The following is a 17241-nucleotide window of genomic DNA, read 5'->3' on the forward strand; positions in this document are numbered from 1 at the left end:
CGTTTTCGTGGACCGCGAACCGGTCCCCACTTCGCTGGAAAACGCTTCAGCCGCCGAAAGTGACACGGGAATTTGAGCTGACATGGTCGACGTTCTAGCCGCACCGCAACAAGCCAAGGCGGACACATCGCTGCGCACGCTCGCTGCGATTTCGGTCGCCCATTGGGTCAGCCATTTCCACCTCTTCGTGCTGCCGATGCTGTTTCCGTTCCTCAAAGAACAACTCGGCGTCGGCTATATCGAGCTCGGTTTCGCGCTGACCGTCTTCGGCGTCGTCTCCGGCCTGACGCAGGCCCCGATCGGTTATCTCGCCGACCATATCGGCGCGCGAAAAGTCCTGCTGATCGGGCTCACCGTCGGCGGCCTGGCGCTGATCATGCTCGGCTTGCATCTGAGTTACGTTTCGCTGATCGTCAGTGCCGCCCTGCTCGGCCTTGCCAACAGCGTCTATCACCCGTGCAACTATGCGATCCTGTCGACGCATATGGACGAAGCGCGGATGGGCCGGGCATTTTCGGTCCACACCTTTGCGGGCTTCCTTGGCGGCGCGGTGGCGCCCGCGATCATGGCCGCGCTGGTGGCAACTGTCGGCGGTCTCGGCGCGCTGATCGTGGCCGGTGCGGTCGGCCCGGTGGTGGCGCTGCTATTGATTGCCGTCGGCATTCCCGATGCGAGCTCGGCCGATCGCAAGACCGATGGCGCGCCGGCGCCACAGCAGAGCATCGTCACGCCGGCCATCATCGTGCTGACGATCTTCTTCATGCTGCTCGGCCTGTCCAATGCCGGCATCAGCAATTTCGGCGTCGTTGCGCTGATGAGCGGCTATGGCGTGACATTCTCCGCCGCCAACATCGCGCTGACCGCCTTTCTCGGCGCCAGCGCCGTCGGCGTGCTGGCCGGCGGCTACCTCGCCGACCGCACCCAGCGGCACGGCAATGTCGCCGCCGCGTGCTTTGCGATCAACGCCGTCATCATCACGGTCATTGCGACGATCAACCTGCCGTCGGCCGTGCTGACCGCCGCGATGGGACTGGCCGGATTTCTCGGTGGCGTCATCGCGCCCTCGCGCGACATGCTGGTTCGCAACGCCGCACCGGCGGGCGCGGCGGGCCGCGCGTTCGGCATCGTCTCCACCGGCTTCAATTTCAGCGGCATCCTCAGCCCGCTATTGTTCGGCTGGATCATGGACCAACACCTCCCGCATTGGGTGTTCGGCGCGTCCGTCGCCTTCATGGTGCTGACCGTCCTGCTGGCGCTGGTGACCGACCGCAAGCCGGCGGAACCCGCCAGGACGTAAACTACCTGCCGATGCATTCCTGAGTCTCATCCCCGGCGGTTGACTGTACGGGGGGACGTCGGATGATGCGTCAACAAAACAGAACCGGGATGGAAGCCATGACCTCGACCCCCGACCTCGTGATCCGCGGCGGCACCGTTGCCGATGGCAAGGGTAGCGAATTGTTCGAAGCCGATGTGGCTATCTCCGGCGGCCGCATCACCGAAGTCGGCAAGGTTGCCGCGAAGGGCGAGGAAGAGATCGACGCCAAAGGCAAACTGGTCGCACCCGGCTTTGTCGACGTTCACACCCATTATGATGGTCAGGTCACCTGGAGCCAGGACATCACGCCCTCGTCGCAGAACGGCGTCACGACCGCGATCATGGGCAATTGCGGCGTCGGCTTCGCGCCCTGCCGTCCGGCCGATCATTTCAGGCTGATACAATTGATGGAGGGCGTCGAGGATATTCCCGAGCCGGTCTTGAGCGCCGGCATTCCCTGGGCCTGGGAAAGTTTTCCGGATTACATGGAGTGGCTGTCGAAGCGGAGTTTCGACATGGATGTCGGGGCGCAATTGCCGCATGCGGCGCTGCGCGTCTATGTGATGGGCGAGCGCGGTGCGCGCCGCGATCCCGCAACGCCTGAGGACAACAAGGCGATGGCGACGCTCGCCGGAGACGCCGTGCGATCAGGTGCGCTGGGCTTTTCGACCTCTCGCACCCTCAACCACCGCACCTCGACCGGCGATTACACGCCGACGCTGAAAGCGGGCGAAGATGAATTGACCGCGATTGCGGCTGCGATGCATGGCGTCGGCCGCAGCGTGCTGCAATTCGTGCTCGACCAAAGCACCGTTCATGAAGATCTGCCTATGATGCTCCGGGTCGCTGAAAGTACCAGATGCCCGATCTCGTTTTCCGTAGCCCAGGCCGACAAGGCGCCGCGGCGCTGGCGCCAGACGATGGACACCATCAATGAAGCCGCCGCCCGCGGCCTGTCGATCACGACACAGATTGCCGCGCGTCCTGTCGGGCTGCTGCTTGGGCTCGAATTGTCGCGCAACCCGTTTCAGACCCATCCGAGCTATCGCGCGATCGCCAAGCTGCCACTGGCTGAGCGGCTGACGCATTTGCACCGGCCCGAGGTGCGCGCCGCCATCCTGAGCGAGACGGCGACAGCGACCGACGATCCGCTGTTCTTCCGCCCGAACTACGACAAGATGCATCTGCTCGGTAATCCCCCTGACTACGAGCAACCGCCGGAAAATGCGCTCGGCCCGCAGGCCCGCCGTCAGGGCCGACAGCCGGAAGAGCTCGCCTACGACGCGATGTTAACCGACGAGGGCCGCGGCATGCTCTATGTGCCGTTCCTCAATTATGCCGACGGCAATCTCGATGCCGTGCATGAGATGCTGCGCGAACCCAGCGCCGTGCCGGGATTGAGCGACGGCGGTGCGCATTGCGGCATCATCTGCGACGCCAGCTTCCCGACCTACCTCCTGACGCACTGGACCCGCGACCGCACCCGCGGCGAAAAGCTCTCCATTCCGTTCGTGGTGGCCGCGCAGTCGCGCAAGACCGCGCTCTCGGTCGGCCTGTACGATCGCGGCGTGATCGCGCCGGGCTTCAAGGCCGACGTCAATGTGATCGACTATGATCGTCTGCATCTGCATCCGCCCAAGGTCCATTACGATTTGCCGGTCGGCGGCCGCCGCCTGATGCAGCAGGTCGATGGCTATGAGGCCACCATCGTCTCCGGCGTGGTGACGCAGCGCGGCGGCAAGGCCACCGGCGCGCGCCCGGGCAAACTGGTGCGCGGCACGCAGGGGACGAAGCCGCAGATGGATGCGGCGGCGAGCTAGCGAACACAGCCGGATTCAACAAACTCGGTGTCGTCCCTGCGAACGCAGGGACCCATAACCACCGATGTGAATTGTTTGACCGAGGCGTCTGCCACATCGCCATAGTTCATAGGCCGCGGCGTATGGGTCCCTGCGTTCGCAGGGACGACGAGAGAGTTGCTACTCCACCCCCTTACGCAAATTTCGGCTGCGCTGCTGCCTGCGCCACCAGCCTTGCACGTTCCGTATTCGGCCAGAGCAGCAGCAGTCCGAGCAGGCCCGACGCCGCCATGATCACGGCGTTGATGGTGAAGCCGGTCATATAACCGTCGAGCGGCACCGCCGCATTCTGGATCACGGCGCCCATCACGAACGGCGCGATCATGCCTGCCAGAGTATAGATCGCGCCGTAGATCGCGATCACGGCGCCGCGCTGTCGCACCGGCGTGAATTCGCCAAGCATCGGCGGGCAGACCACATAGATCGAGCCGCAGAGTCCGGAACCGACCACGAGGAACGCGATCTGCCATCCCGCGCCGTTGACATACGGCAGAACCGCTAGGATCAGCCCGCCAACGATCAACGGCACTGAACCGAGTACGCCGCGTGCACCACGTGTGGTGTAGCCGCGCGTCAGCATCACCTGCGAGATCCATCCGGTCAGCAGCACGATGGTGGCCCCAAACACCCAAGGCAGCACCGATACCCAACCCGCATCCTTTTGCGAGAAGCCGAGCCCCTTGACGATGAACGGCGTGAACCAGGTCAACCCGAGCGACAGCGCCCAATAGGCGCCGAAGGTCGCGGCACAGCAGCCGATGAATGTTCGCGAGGTCAGGAGCTGGAAATAGGGAACGCGCGGATCGGCCGCGGCCATCGCGACCGTCTGCACCAGCGGTCCTTCCTTGCCCATCACCAGCCACGCCACGACCCACATCAGACCGACCACGCCGAGCGCGCCGAAGGCGTAGTGCCAGCTATGATTGACGATGATCCAGTTCAGCGCCGGCACCGCCAGGATCACGCCGAATGCCGAGCCCTGCGAGAGAATGGCAGTCGGCAGCGTTCGCTTCTCGTCGGGAAACCACTTGTAGAGCGCGTGCGCCGCCACCGCGAAAGCCGGCCCCTCGCCGGCGCCGAGGATAATGCGGCAGATCAGCAGCGTGGTGAAACTGACGGTGCCAACCATCGGAAACTGCGCCACCGACCAGATTACCGCCATCGCGAGCAACACCCAGCGTGTGTCGACGCGATTGACGATGAAGCCGACGACGATGGCCGAGATCGAGAACAGGAAGAAGAACGAGGAGCCGAGCAGGCCGAACTGTTCCGGAGAAAGCTTCATCTCGTCCATGATCGGGGCGCCGGCGAGGCCGACCACGATCTTGTCGGCAAAATTCACCAGCATGAACAGGAACAGCAGGAAGGTGATTTTCCAGGCGCCCTTCGGCGTCGGTTGCACGGTCATGGCTGGTTTCCCCGTCTATCCTTGCTGGCTCTGTAAAGATCGGCCGGTTCCAATGCTACAAGGGGCGTCGCGGGCAAGGCAACCGGGATTTTCCCGCGAGCGCCCGCTCCGCAACTGCCGGCTGCGGCGGCGGGCGCGCGCCACAACCGGATCACGATCACGTCGCGGCGCGATTGAGGCCGTGATCAGGAGCGCCCGCCCTGATATGTTGCATGCCATCACGACAGGGGATTTTCATGGTCAGATCGGTCCATCGTCGCGCATGACCAACGGTAATCCCAACGTGCTTCACGTCGCCGGCCTGACCAAGAGCTACCGCACGGCCGGCGAACAGGTCGCGGTGCTGCGCGGGGTGAACCTGACGGTCGCCGCGGGCGAGAGCGTCGCGCTGACGGGTGAATCCGGCAGCGGCAAGAGCACGCTCTTGCACCTGATCGCAGGCCTCGATGCCGCCGATGGCGGCGAGATCAGGCTGGCCGACGCGCCGGTTTCCGACCTCAGCGATGCCAGGCGCGCGGAATTGCGTCGCGACCGGCTCGGCCTGGTGTTTCAGCAATTCAACCTGATTCCGAGTCTCACGGTGGAAGACAACCTCGTCTTCCAGTCGCGCATTGCCGGCCGTCACGACGCGGCCTGGCACCGCGAACTGGTGGAGCGCCTCGGGCTCGGCAATTTCCTCAAACGCTATCCCGAGCAGTTGTCCGGCGGCCAGCAACAACGCGTCGCGATCGGCCGGGCACTGGCCGTAAAGCCGCTGCTGCTGCTGGCAGACGAGCCGACCGGCAATCTCGACGAGGACACCGCGGACGAGGTGCTGGCGCTGGCGCGCGATCTGGTGACGCGCAGCGGCTGCGGTTTTCTGATGGTGACCCACAGCGCAAGACTGGCCGCCACGCTCGACCGGCAGGTCAACCTGCATGCCGGGGTGATCGCGTGAAGCGCGCGCTGTGGACGCTGGCCGTATTGCTGAGCCATTGGCGGCGGCACCCGATGCAGCTTGCGACCTTGCTGATCGGATTGATCTCGGCGACCGCGCTGTGGAGCGGCGTGCAGGCGCTCAATCAGCAGGCACGCAGCTCCTACGATCGCGCCGCCGCCACTTTTGGCGGGACGCGCACCGCCATGCTGGTCGCCCGCAGCGGCGCAAGCTTTCCGCAACAACTCTTCGTCGACCTGCGCCGCGCCGGCTGGCCGGTCTCGCCGGTGCTCGAAGGCCGGATCCAGATTGAGGGACGGTCGTTCCGGCTATTGGGCATCGAACCGGTGACGCTGCCCGCCGAAGTCGGCAACGCGCCCACAGTTGGCAAAGCCGATCTGCAATCCTTCATGACGCCGCCGGGCGCAATGCTGGTGGCGCCGGAAACGCTTTCCGATCTCAAACTCGCGGAGGGCGCCCGCCCAGAGGCCAATGGCGGCGCATTGCTGCCGCCACTTCGCGTGCAGCCGAACCTGGTGCCCGGCGTGTTGGTCGTCGACATCGGCATCGCGCAGAGCCTCTTGAAAATGCCGGATCAGCTCTCGCGCCTTTTGATCGGCAAGACGGCGGGCAGGCACGCGCCACTTGAAAGCATTGCCGGTGATGTATTGCGCCTGGTCGAGCCTGACGCGGAGACCGACCTCGAACGCCTCACCGACAGTTTTCACCTGAACCTGACCGCGTTCGGCTTTTTGTCATTCTTTGTTGGCCTGTTCATCGTAAATTCGGCGATCGGGCTTGCCTTCGAACAACGGCTGCCGGTGCTGCGCACCTTGCGCGCCTGCGGCGTCTCGGCGCGGATGCTCAACGCCGTGCTGGTGCTTGAGCTGGTGTCGCTGGCGCTGATCGCGGGGCTGATGGGTCTCGTGTGCGGTTACTTCATCGCCGATGCCCTGCTGCCCGACGTCGCCGCTTCGCTACGCGGGCTCTATGGCGCGCAGATTCCGGGACATCTGACGCTCAAGCCGCAATGGTGGTTCGCCGGCGTCGCCATCAGCGTTCTCGGCGCGCTTGCGGCCGCCGCCGCCAGCCTGACCAAGGCGCTGCGGCTGCCGCTGCTCGCCACCGCCCAGCCTTTCGCCTGGCAACAGGCACAGCGCCGCTGGTTGACCTATCAGAGCGCGCTTGCGCTCGCAGCGTTCGCCGCCGCGGCGTGTTTTCTCCGGTTCGGCGATTCCCTGATTTCGGGCTTTGCCGTGCTCGCGGCGTTGATGCTCGGCGCGGCGCTGATCCTGCCGATGTTTCTGGAATTCATGCTGTCGCTTGGTCAGCGCTATGCGCGAGCTCCGGTCAGCGTCTGGTTCTGGGCCGACAGCCGTCAGCAGCTATCCGGGCTGTCGCTCGCCCTGATGGCGCTGTTGCTCGCACTATCAGTCAATGTCGGTGTCTCCACCATGGTCGAGAGTTTCAGCCGCACGTTTTTGGTCTGGCTCGACGGGCGGCTGGCGGCGGACGTCTATGTCAACGCCGCGAACGACGCCCAGGCCGACGAGATCAGGGCGTGGCTGCGCGAACGTCCCGAGGTCGAGGCGGTGCTGCCCGGGGCCCGCGCCGATACGCAATTGGCGGGCGCGCCGATCGAGGTGCTGGGCCTGCCCGATCACGCCACCTATCGCGATAACTGGCCGCTGCTGCAGTCGACCGAGAATGCCTGGATCAAGCTTCGTCCGGGCAATGCGGCCCTCGTCAGCGAGCAACTGGCGCGGCGCCTGCACCTCTCCGTCGGCGACCGCATCGAGGTGCCCGCGTCAGGCGGAAACTGGCCGCTCGACGTGGTCGGCATCTACGCCGATTACGGTAACCCCAAGGGCCAGATCGCGGTGAACTTCGCCGCGCTGACGCGGCGCTTTCCGGAAATCCCGCTGACGCGCATGGGATTGCGGGTCGCGCCGGACAAAATTCCAACCCTGATCTCGGCGCTGCAGGAAAAGTTCGCGCTTGGCGACCGCAATGTCGCCGATCAGGCGACGATGAAGGCGGAATCGACGCGGATCTTCAACCGCACCTTTGCGGTGACCGCCGCGCTGAATGCCTTCACGCTCGGCGTCGCCGGCGTCGCGCTGTTGACGAGCCTGCTGACGCTTGCCAATTCCCGGCTGCCGCAACTGGCGCCGCTATGGGCAATGGGCATCACGCGGCGGCGGCTCGCGGTCATCGAGCTTCTCAAGACGATGTCGGTGGCGCTGATCACCACCATCTTCGCGCTTCCGCTCGGTCTGCTGGTCGCGTGGTGCCTGCTCGCGATCGTCAACGTCAAGGCGTTCGGCTGGCGGTTGCCGTTTCACGTCTTCCCGACGCAATTGCTGTGGCTCACAGGCGTCGCGATGGCGGCCGCCCTTGCGGCGGCCGCGCTGCCCGTCATCAGGCTGGCGCGCATGCAGCCGGCGAGCCTGATCAGGATCTTCGCCAATGAAAGGTAGCGGCCCGATCACCCGCCGCGGCTTCATCGGCGGCACGCTCCTCGCAGGCTTCGGCGGCAAGGCGTTCGCGCAGGGTTTTGCCGGGCTTGGTGAAAGCGCGGATGGATTTGCGTCGGTCGTGCCCGGCAGGACATTCGCATTTCCCGCCGACCACGGGCCGCATCCGGAATTCCGTATCGAGTGGTGGTATGTGACGGCTAATCTCGCTGATGCCAATGGCGTTGCCTACGGCGCGCAATGGACGCTGTTTCGGCAGGCGATCGCGGCGGGCGGACCGCAGGAGGGCTGGGCCAACCAGCAGATATGGATGGGCCATGCCGCCGTCACGCGCGCCGATACCCATCGCGTCAGCCAGACGTTTGCGCGCGGCGGCGTTGGCCAGGCCGGCGTCGACGCAAAGCCGTTTCATGCCTGGATCGATTCCTGGGAGATGCGCGGGCTCGATCCGGTGAACGACGACAATATCGCGCCTCTTCAGCTGAAAGCATCCGGCTCAGACTTCAGCTACGCGCTGCGCCTCGGCGCGGAGCGTCCGCTGGTCCTGCAGGGCGACGGCGGCTACAGCCGCAAATCGCTGCGCGAGCAGGCTTCTTACTACTACAGCCAGCCGCATTATAAGGCGACGGGCATCCTGACCATCGACGACAAGGCCGTCGATGTCACCGGAATGGCCTGGCTCGATCGCGAGTGGAGCAGCCAGCCGCTCGCCTCCGATCAAAGCGGATGGGACTGGCTCTCGCTGCATTTCAATTCCGGCGACAAATTGATGCTGTACCGGATGCGCCAGACCGACGGCCAGCACTACGGCTCCGGCAAATGGATCGCACCCGACGGCAAGACCGAACTGCTCGCCTCCGCCGACATCACGATGACGCCGCTGGCCTTCACCGAGATCGAGAAACGAAAGATCCCGACGACCTGGCGTATCGCCATTCCGAGAAGAGCGCTGTCGATCGAATGCACGCCGCTCAACGCCCGAAGCTGGATGGGGACGAGCTTTCCCTATTGGGAAGGCCCGATCAGCTTTGCCGGCAGCCATGCCGGGCTGGGCTATCTGGAAATGACGGGTTATTAGAGCGCTGCATCAAGAGGGGAAATTCTGCGATGTATCACTTCACTGCGCTCGTCACCTTGCTGGCGGTCCTGGTCTACTTCTATTCGTCAATTCTGGTATCGCGGGCGCGCGGCAAATTCGGCGTCAAGCTGCCGGCCATTTCGGGCAATCCGGATTTCGAGCGCGTGTTTCGCGCGCAGATGAACACGCTGGAATGGTTGCCGATCTTCCTGCCGTCGCTGTGGCTGTTTGCGATCTATATCGGCGATGGCATCGCGGCCGGGATCGGGCTGGTCTGGGTGATCGGTCGCATTCTCTACGTGCTCGGCTATGCCAGGGCGGTCAAAGACCGCGGCCCGGGCTTTGCGATCCAGGCGCTGGCGGCGATCGCGCTGTGGATCGGCGCGTTCGGCGCCATCGTGTGGCGGCTGGTGCAGGCGTAAGGAGAACGACGCGAACTCTATCCCCACGTCGTCCCTGCCTGGTGCGCAATTGCGCACGGGCGCAGGGACCCATACCGCGTGATCCCTCGGTGAGGCGCAGTAGCTGACGCTCTGCGCTAGACTCGTAGGGTGGGCAGAGGAGCGAAGCGACGTGCCCACCATCCATCAGCGAACGAGCTGCGAGATGGTGGGCACGCTTCGCTTTGCCCAGCTACGGCTTTTTACTTCACCAGCGGGCAGCCGGAATCCTTCGCCGCCGGAAACGCCTTGTCGCCGGGGACCACGGCGAGCTGCTTGTAGTAATCCCACGGCTTCTTCGATTCCGACGGCTTCTTGACCTCGAACAGGTAGAGGTCGTGCACCATGCGGCCGTTTTCCAGCACCTTGCCGCCCTGCGCGAAGTCGTCGTCCACCGGAAGCTCTTTCAGCTTCCTGGCGACCGCCTCGGTGTCCTTCGTGCCTGCCGCCTTGACCGCCTTCAGATATTGCAGCGTCGCCGAATAGGTGCCGGCCTGGATCATGTTCGGCATGCGGCCGGTACGCTTGAAGAAACGTTCGGCGAGGTTGCGGCTCTTGGGGTCGCGGTCCCAGTAATAACCTTCGGTCAGCACCAGGCCTTGCGCGGCCTCGAGCCCGAGGCCGTGCACTTCGGCGAGCGTCAGCAGCAGGCCGGCGAGCTTCTGACCGCTCTTGACGATGCCGAATTCCGCCGCCTGCTTGATCGAGTTTGTGGTGTCGAGGCCGGCATTGGCGAGCCCGATGATCTTGGCTTTCGAACTCTGCGCCTGTAACAGGAATGACGAAAAGTCCGACGAGTTCAGGGGAATGCGGACCGCGCCGAGCACCTTGCCACCCTTGGCTTTTACGAAATCGCCGGTGTCCTTTTCGAGCGCATAACCGAAGGCGTAGTCGGCGGTCATGAAGAACCAGCTATCGCCGCCGGCTTCCACCAACGAGCCGCCCGTGCCGAACGCGAGCGCATGCGTATCGTAGGCCCAATGGAATCCGTAGGGCTGACAGGCGTCGCCGGTGAGGCGCGACGTCGCAGCGCCCACGACGATGTCGATTTTCTTCTTCTCCTTCGAAAGCTCGTGAATCGCGAGCGCGACCGAAGAGGTCGTCAGTTCGGTGATCATGTCGACGCCTTCGACGTCGTACCAGCGCCGCGCAATGGCGCTACCGAGATCCGGCTTGTTCTGGTGGTCGGCGGAGACGATTTCGATCTTGTGGCCGAGCACCTCACCACCGAAATCCTCGATTGCCATCTTGGCAGCCTCGAACGACCATTTGCCGCCATAGTCAGCGTAGACCCCGGACTGATCGTTCAGAATACCGATCTTGACGCCCTGCGCCGATGCCGGCGCGGCGAGCAGGAGACCACCCACCGCAACGGCGGCTAACAATCCCGACTTCATTTTTTTCTCCCGGAATTTTTTGTCAGAGGAACCTGGCAACACTATTCAATAACCCCGCCACTTCCCATCCATTTCGGATCAGCCAAAAGTATGGGGAACTTGCGAAACGCAGCGCTGCAACACCTTCTCCGTCATTCCGGGGCGCGACGAAGTCGCGAGCCCGGAATCCATCAGGCGGCATAACCTGTGGTCAAATGGATTCCGGGCTCGCGCTTCGCGCCCCCCGGAATGACGGCAGGGGCCAATTGTCCACTCACACCACGGCCGGCTTCTTGCCCTTCCCGTCCGCCAGATTCCTCACGATAACGTAAAAGATCGGCGTGAAGATCAGGCCGAACAGCGTGACGCCGATCATGCCGAAGAACACGGCAACCCCCACCGCCTGACGCATCTCCGACCCCGAGCCCGACGAGATCACCAGCGGCAGCACGCCGAGGATGAAGGCGAACGACGTCATCAGGATCGGCCGCAACCGCAGCCGGCAGGCTTCGATGACAGCCTCCAGCCGCGCCTTACCCTCGAGTTCGATGTCGCGCGCGAACTCGACGATCAGAATAGCGTTCTTGGCCGCCAACCCCACCAACACCACGAATCCGATCTGGGTCAGGATGTTGACGTCCTGTCCCATGATCCGCACGCCGATGGTGGCGGCAAACAGGCACATCGGCACGATCAGTAAGACCGCGAACGGCAGGCTCCAGCTGCCATATTGCGCCGCCAGCACCAGATAGACGAACAGCACGCAGATCGGGAACACGAGGAGGCCGGCCTGGCCGCCGGTCACCTGCTGATAGGACAAATCTGTCCACTCAAAGCCGAAGCCGGTCGGCAGCGTCTCCTCGGCGAGCTTCTTCATGGTGTCGATGGCAGTCGCCGAGCTGGTGCCCGGCAGCGTGTCGCCCTGCAGCTCGGAAGCTGGATAGAGATTGTAGCGTGCGACGCGGTCGGGGCCGGCGATATCCTTGAAGTCCACAACGCTGCCGAGCATCACCATGTCGCCGGCAGCGTTGCGGGTACGCAGGCGCGAGAGATCGGTGCTCTCTTTCCGGAACGGCAGATCGGCCTGTGCCGTGACGCGGTAGGTGCGCCCGAACAGGTTGAAGTCGTTGACATAGGTCGATCCGAAATAGGTCTGGATCGCCTCATTGATGTTCGCGATCGGCACGCCGAGCTTCTGCGCCTTCACGCGGTCGATATCGACGAACAATTGCGGCGTGTTGGCGGTAAACGGCGAGAACACCTGGGTCAGCCCGGGCGCCTTGCGGGCAGCGCCGACCAGTTCGTCGGTCGCAGCCGCCAGCAGTTCAGGGCCGCGGCTCTGACGATCCTGGATGCGCATGGTGAAGCCGCCGCCGGTACCGATGCCGGGCACCGCCGGCGGCGGAATGACGATGATGAACGCGCCCTGGATGCTCGCAAGCCGCTTGCGCAGATCACCGGCAATTGCGTCGGCGGACAGTCCCTTCTTGTGGCGAACCTCCGGATCTTCGAACACGGGGAACAGCGCCGCGGCGTTGCTCGCTTGCGTGCGGGTTGCGCCCGAGAAGCCCGCAAACGCCGCGACCCGGACGATGCCGGGCGTCTCGAGTGCTCTTTTCTCGACCTCCCTGACTATTTCGGTCGTCCGCGCCAAAGAGGCCGCGCCCGGCAGCTGCACGGAGACGATGACGTAGCCGCGATCCTGCGCCGGAATGAAACCCTGCGGTGTGGTGACGAGCAGCCATCCGGCGCCGCCGATCAGCGCCACGTAGACCAATAACATCACCACCGAATGCCGGATCACGAAATCGGCGGCCCGGGCATAACCATGCGCGAGCCGGTCGAAGCCGCGATTGAACACGCCGGTAAACGCGTCCCAGCCGCGGGCGATGAAATTCCAGCGCGCCGGAGGCCGCTTGTCCGCATGCGGCTGCAGGATCATCGAGGCCAGCGCCGGTGAAAGCGTCAGCGAGCAGAAGCAGGAAATTGCCGTCGCCACCGCAATGGTGACGGCAAACTGCTGGAAGAACTGACCGGAGATGCCGCCGAGGAATGCCGTCGGCACGAACACCGCGCACAACACCAGCGCAATCGAAACCAGCGCGCCGCCGACCTCTTCCATGGTGCGCAGCGCGGCGTCGCGCCTGCTCATGCCGTGCTCGAGATGTCGCTCGACATTCTCGACCACCACGATTGCGTCGTCGACGACGATGCCGACCGCGAGCACCAGGCCGAACAAGGTCAAATTGTTGATCGAGAATCCAAGTGCGGCCATCACCGCAAAGGTGCCGACCAGCGACACGGGAATAGCGATGATGGGAATGATGGCCGGTCGCCAGCCCTGCAGGAACACCAGCACCACGATCACCACCAGCGCCATCGCTTCGTAGATAGACTTGATCAGCTCGCTGACGGACTGCGCAATGAATTCGGTCGGGTTGTAACCGATATTGTAGTCGAGCCCCTTCGGAAAGCTCGCCTTCAGCCTCTCCATCGTGTCCGAAATGCCCTTGGCGGTCGCCAGCGCGTTCGAACCCGGCCGCTGGGTCACCACCATGCCGACGGCAGATTTCCGCAGCAGGAAGCTGTTGGTCGAGTAGGCCAGCGCGCCGAGCTCGATCCGCGCGACGTCGCGCAGCCGCACGATACGCCCGTCGGTACCGGCCTTGACCACGATCTCCTCGAACTGTTTGGGATCCTTCAATCGGCCGGTGAAGGTAAGATTCGGCGAAAAGGCGCGGTCGGCAATCGGCGGTTCGGCGATCTGGCCACCCGCGATCTGCACGTTCTGCGACCGGATCGCCGCAACCACCTCGCCGGCCGTCAGGCCCAGCGTGGAGATCTTGTCGGGATCGAGCCACAGCCGCATCGAATAGTCGCGTGCGCCGAAGATCTGGATGTCGCCGACGCCGTCGAGCCGCTCCAGCTGGTCGCGGACCCGCAGCAGCGCGTAGTTACTGATGTAGAGCTGGTCGAACGTGTCGTCCGGCGACAGCATGAACACGACCATCAGGATGTCGGGACTGTTCTTGCGGGTGACGACGCCGCCGCGCTGCACTTCTTCGGGCAGCCGCGGCTGCGCAATCGCGACGCGGTTCTGCACCAGCACCTGCGCCTGGTCGAGATCGGTCCCGAGCTTGAACGTAACGGTGATCGTCAACTGTCCATTCGAGGTCGCCTGGCTGTAGAGATACAGCATGTCCTCGACGCCGTTGATCTCCTGCTCGATCGGGGCGGCGACGGTGTCGGACACGGTTTGCGCAGAGGCGCCTGGATATTGCGTGGTGACCGTCACCGTCGGCGGAACCACTTGCGGATATTCCGCGACCGGCAGCGTGGTGTAGGCGATCGCGCCAACGATCATCAGCACGATCGACAGCACCATCGCCAGGATGGGCTGGTTGACGGAGAGGCGGCCCAGATTCATGTCTTGCCACCGGCCGGCTTGATCTCGGCGGTTTGCGGGGTGACTTTCGCACCCACGCGCGCTCGCTGCAGGCCGTCGATGATGACGCGGTCTTCAGCTTTTATCCCTTCGCGGATCACGCGCAGGCCTTCATCCAGCGGCCCAAGCGTCACCGCCTTCGCCTCGACCGTATTGTCGTCCTTGACGACGAAAACGATCTTGCGCGATTGGTCGGTCGCGACAGCGGTATCAGGCAGCAGCAACGTCTCATAAGGCGCACTGCCGATGATCCGGACGCGGCCGAACTGGCCCGGGAGGATCGAGAGATCCTTGTTCGGGATCACTGCACGGCTGCGCAGCGTCCCGGTCGAGACGTCGAGGCGATTGTCGAGGAAATCCATCTTGCCCTCATGCGAGGGCTTGGTTCCGCCGGTCAGCGTCACTTCGACCGGGTTCGGCGTGTCGCGCGAGCTCGGCCGCTTGCCTTCGGACCAGAGCCGGCTGTTTCGCAGGTAGGTCGCCTCGTCGACGTCGAAATAGATGTAGATCGGATCGAGTGAGACGATCGAAGTGAGCAGCGTGGAGCCGCCATCGCTGCCCTGCACGAGATTGCCCGGCGTGACCAGGTGGCGGCTGACGCGGCCCGTAATCGGCGCCATCACATGGCTGAATTCGATATTGAGCTTGGCGGCCTTGAGCGCGCCTTCGGCCTGCATCTCCGCCGCGCGCGCCGCCTGCAAGGTCTGGCGGCGCTGGTCGACGATGGAATCGGATACGGCCTGGGTCTGATTCAACGTCAGCGCACGGTCGAGTTCGCGCCTGGCAAGCTCCCCCTTCGCCCGCGCGTCGGATAGCTGGCCGTCCGCCTGTTCGGCGACCGCCTCGAACGGGCGGGCGTCGATCACATAAAGCAGATCGCCGGCCCGCACGATGCTACCGTCGCGAAATTCGACTGATTTCACGAAGCCGCCGACGCGGGCGCGAACCTGGACCTCCTGAATCGCCTCGAACCGTCCGGTGAATTCATCCCAGTCGGTGACAGTACGCTTCACCGGCTGCGCGACCGTAACGGGCGGTGCCGCGGGAGCCGCTTGTTGCGGCGGCTTGTTGTCGCAAGCGGACAGCGCCAGTGCGAGCAGCGGGGTCAACCATTTGAGGCCACGGAGAGCGCGAATGTCGACCTCTGTCGGCAAAGCCGGACTTTTCAATTGCTCAGTTGCAGTCAAACCCCATCTCCCCTCTCGACATCCCTGATGGATGAAAGCCGCCGTGGAACTTAACGGCGGAGGCCACAGATGTGATCGGTTCCCAGTCTCGTCAAGAACCCGGCGGGATCAAGCACAATCGTTATGCATTCGTGGAGCTAACGGCCTGCGCCACGCGGATCACCCGCTTTTCCGCACTGCGATGACCGCGCAACCCGCTGCGACGAGCATTCAGCTAATCGCCGGCTGATGACGAAAACGTGACGTGAAGGCGCTTTGCGGGTGCAGCGCTCAGCCGGTCTTCGCCCACCGATTGAAGGGCAGGAAGTTGATAGCAAACCTCGGGCGCAATGCGCCGCGAGATCGCAAAGTCACATCCACTTGTCGTCACCCGCGAAAGCGGGTGACCCAGTATTCCAGTGACGCCAGTGATTGAGTCGAGAAGCCGCGGCGTACGGATACCCCGCCTTCGCGGGGTATGACGGCTCATACGGGCATTGCGCGCTCCATCGCCATCTTCAGGCATGACGCCGGGAATTTCCTCCGCTAACCTTTGCCTCCAAGGCCCGCAACAAGGGCCAAAAATGTCCGGGGAGGACAGCCGTGCATAAAGGTCGTGTCGTATTCGGCGCGATGGATGAGGTCGTGTTCGGACGGCCGGCATCCGAGGCGCTCGTCGAGCAGTTGAACCGGCTCGGCACCACACGCGCCTTTCTGATGGTCAGCGGCACGCTGAACCGCGAAACCGATGTGATCGAGAACATCCGCCGCGCGCTGGGGCCGCGCTGCGCCGGCACCTTTGACGCGATGCCGCCGCACACGCCCCGCTCCGCGGTCATCGCCGCCAGCGAACAGGCCCGCGCCGCGAACGCCGATCTCATCGTCACGATCGGCGGCGGCTCGATCACCGACGGTGCCAAGGCGGTGCAGCTGTGCCTCGCCAACGATGTCCGCAATCCCGATGACATCGACCGGATCAAGGCCGGTCGCGGCGCTTCGCCGCAGCTCGCCACGCCGACGGTACGCCAGATCAGCGTGCCGACGACGATTGCCGGCGGCGAGTTCTCCGCCACGGCGGGAGTCACCAACGAGAAGACCAAGGTCAAGGAAGCGCTGCGCCATCCGCTGTTGATGCCGCGCGCGGTGATCCTCGATCCCTGGCTCAGCCTGCACACGCCGGAATGGCTATGGCTCTCGACCGGAATCCGCGCCGTCGACCATTGCGTCGAAGGTATCTGCTCGCGCGAGGCGCACCCTTACGGCGATGCCCAGGCGCTGAAGGGTCTATCGATGCTGGCGCAGGCGTTGCCGCGGGTGAAGGCCGACGCCGCCGACCTCGACGCGCGGATGGATTGCCAGATCGGGACCTGGCTTTCGACCGGGCCGCTGGCTTCCGGCGTGCCGATGGGCGCCAGCCACGGCATCGGCTACGTGCTCGGCGCGGAGTTCGGCGTGCCGCACGGCTACACTTCCTGCGTGATGCTGCCGTCGGTGATGCGCTGGAACAAGTCAGCCAATGCCGAGCGGCAGGCGCTGGTCTCGGCCGCCATGGGCCATCCGCACGAGGACGCAGGCGGCGTGCTCGACCGGTTCATTCGCGGCCTCGGTATGCCGCGCAGCCTGCGCGAGGTCAAAGTGGACCCGGAGCATTTCGACCGCATCGCGCAGGCCGCGATGGCGACACCCTGGGTGCCGCGCAATCCGCGCAAGATCGAGGGGTCGACGCAGGTGCGCGAAATTCTGGATATGGCCGCATAA

Annotated in this window: 11 protein-coding genes; 7 read left to right on the forward strand and 4 right to left on the reverse strand. The window is 64.3% G+C overall.

Annotation, left to right across the window (positions count from 1 at the left end; translation table 11 throughout):
* The first annotated feature begins 82 nt into the window (after positions 1–82).
* Together KIP88_RS23460 and KIP88_RS23465 are read left to right on the forward strand one after the other, a co-directional pair.
* Complete coding sequence (locus KIP88_RS23460) at positions 83–1297, forward strand: MFS transporter (protein ID WP_214490353.1); 1215 nt, start codon at positions 83–85, stop codon at positions 1295–1297.
* Positions 1298–1395: 98 nt separating this feature from the next.
* On the forward strand, positions 1396–3138 hold the full coding sequence (locus KIP88_RS23465) for an amidohydrolase family protein (RefSeq protein ID WP_214490354.1): 1743 nt from the start codon (positions 1396–1398) through the stop codon (positions 3136–3138).
* Between the two features lie 172 nt (positions 3139–3310).
* Here the strand turns inward: KIP88_RS23465 and KIP88_RS23470 are convergent, their stop codons facing one another.
* On the reverse strand, positions 3311–4585 hold the full coding sequence (locus KIP88_RS23470; protein WP_214490355.1) for an MFS transporter: 1275 nt from the start codon (positions 4583–4585) through the stop codon (positions 3311–3313).
* A gap of 262 nt (positions 4586–4847) precedes the next feature.
* Between KIP88_RS23470 and KIP88_RS23475 the strand changes: the two genes are divergently transcribed.
* From KIP88_RS23475 to KIP88_RS23490, 4 genes are read left to right on the forward strand one after another with little or no spacing between them, the layout of a single operon-like run.
* The gene (locus KIP88_RS23475; RefSeq protein ID WP_214490398.1) at positions 4848–5522 is read left to right on the forward strand and encodes an ABC transporter ATP-binding protein; all 675 of its coding nucleotides are present in this window, start codon (positions 4848–4850) and stop codon (positions 5520–5522) included.
* Positions 5519–7981 carry an ABC transporter permease gene (locus KIP88_RS23480; RefSeq protein WP_214490356.1) on the forward strand — a complete coding sequence of 821 codons (2463 nt, stop codon included), beginning with the start codon at positions 5519–5521 and terminating at the stop codon, positions 7979–7981. The genes KIP88_RS23475 and KIP88_RS23480 overlap by 4 nt, the downstream gene beginning before the upstream one ends.
* The gene (locus KIP88_RS23485; RefSeq protein WP_214490357.1) at positions 7971–9056 is read left to right on the forward strand and encodes a lipocalin-like domain-containing protein; all 1086 of its coding nucleotides are present in this window, start codon (positions 7971–7973) and stop codon (positions 9054–9056) included. The genes KIP88_RS23480 and KIP88_RS23485 overlap by 11 nt, the downstream gene beginning before the upstream one ends.
* Before the next feature lie 29 nt (positions 9057–9085).
* Positions 9086–9478 carry an MAPEG family protein gene (locus tag KIP88_RS23490; RefSeq protein ID WP_214490358.1) on the forward strand — a complete coding sequence of 131 codons (393 nt, stop codon included), beginning with the start codon at positions 9086–9088 and terminating at the stop codon, positions 9476–9478.
* A 221-nt stretch (positions 9479–9699) separates the two neighbouring features.
* On the opposite strand, the gene KIP88_RS23495 is transcribed toward KIP88_RS23490, so the two are convergent.
* The 3 genes from KIP88_RS23495 to KIP88_RS23505 form a co-directional block, all read right to left on the reverse strand.
* A complete protein-coding gene (locus KIP88_RS23495) occupies positions 9700–10893 on the reverse strand; it encodes an ABC transporter substrate-binding protein (protein ID WP_214490359.1) in 1194 nt (397 codons plus the stop codon).
* Positions 10894–11146: 253 nt separating this feature from the next.
* On the reverse strand, positions 11147–14299 hold the full coding sequence (locus tag KIP88_RS23500) for an efflux RND transporter permease subunit (RefSeq protein ID WP_214490360.1): 3153 nt from the start codon (positions 14297–14299) through the stop codon (positions 11147–11149).
* Positions 14296–15426, reverse strand: coding sequence for an efflux RND transporter periplasmic adaptor subunit (locus KIP88_RS23505; RefSeq protein WP_374226503.1), 1131 nt, complete (start codon positions 15424–15426; stop codon positions 14296–14298). Before KIP88_RS23505 ends, KIP88_RS23500 begins: the two co-directional genes overlap by 4 nt.
* A 660-nt stretch (positions 15427–16086) precedes the next feature.
* On the opposite strand from KIP88_RS23505, the gene KIP88_RS23510 reads away from it, so the two are divergent.
* Positions 16087–17241 carry an iron-containing alcohol dehydrogenase gene (locus tag KIP88_RS23510; protein ID WP_214490361.1) on the forward strand — a complete coding sequence of 385 codons (1155 nt, stop codon included), beginning with the start codon at positions 16087–16089 and terminating at the stop codon, positions 17239–17241.

The sequence above is a fragment of the Bradyrhizobium sp. SRL28 genome, from assembly GCF_018596315.1.
Classification (GTDB): domain Bacteria; phylum Pseudomonadota; class Alphaproteobacteria; order Rhizobiales; family Xanthobacteraceae; genus Bradyrhizobium.

Coding starts and splice junctions, on each gene's coding strand:
- KIP88_RS23490 (WP_214490358.1), top strand. CDS start 9,086: ATGTATCACTTCACTGCGCTCGTCACCTTGCTGGCGGTCCTGGTCTAC.
- KIP88_RS23485 (WP_214490357.1), top strand. CDS start 7,971: ATGAAAGGTAGCGGCCCGATCACCCGCCGCGGCTTCATCGGCGGCACG.
- KIP88_RS23470 (WP_214490355.1), bottom strand. CDS start 4,585: ATGACCGTGCAACCGACGCCGAAGGGCGCCTGGAAAATCACCTTCCTG.
- KIP88_RS23475 (WP_214490398.1), top strand. CDS start 4,848: ATGACCAACGGTAATCCCAACGTGCTTCACGTCGCCGGCCTGACCAAG.
- KIP88_RS23500 (WP_214490360.1), bottom strand. CDS start 14,299: ATGAATCTGGGCCGCCTCTCCGTCAACCAGCCCATCCTGGCGATGGTG.
- KIP88_RS23465 (WP_214490354.1), top strand. CDS start 1,396: ATGACCTCGACCCCCGACCTCGTGATCCGCGGCGGCACCGTTGCCGAT.
- KIP88_RS23460 (WP_214490353.1), top strand. CDS start 83: ATGGTCGACGTTCTAGCCGCACCGCAACAAGCCAAGGCGGACACATCG.
- KIP88_RS23495 (WP_214490359.1), bottom strand. CDS start 10,893: ATGAAGTCGGGATTGTTAGCCGCCGTTGCGGTGGGTGGTCTCCTGCTC.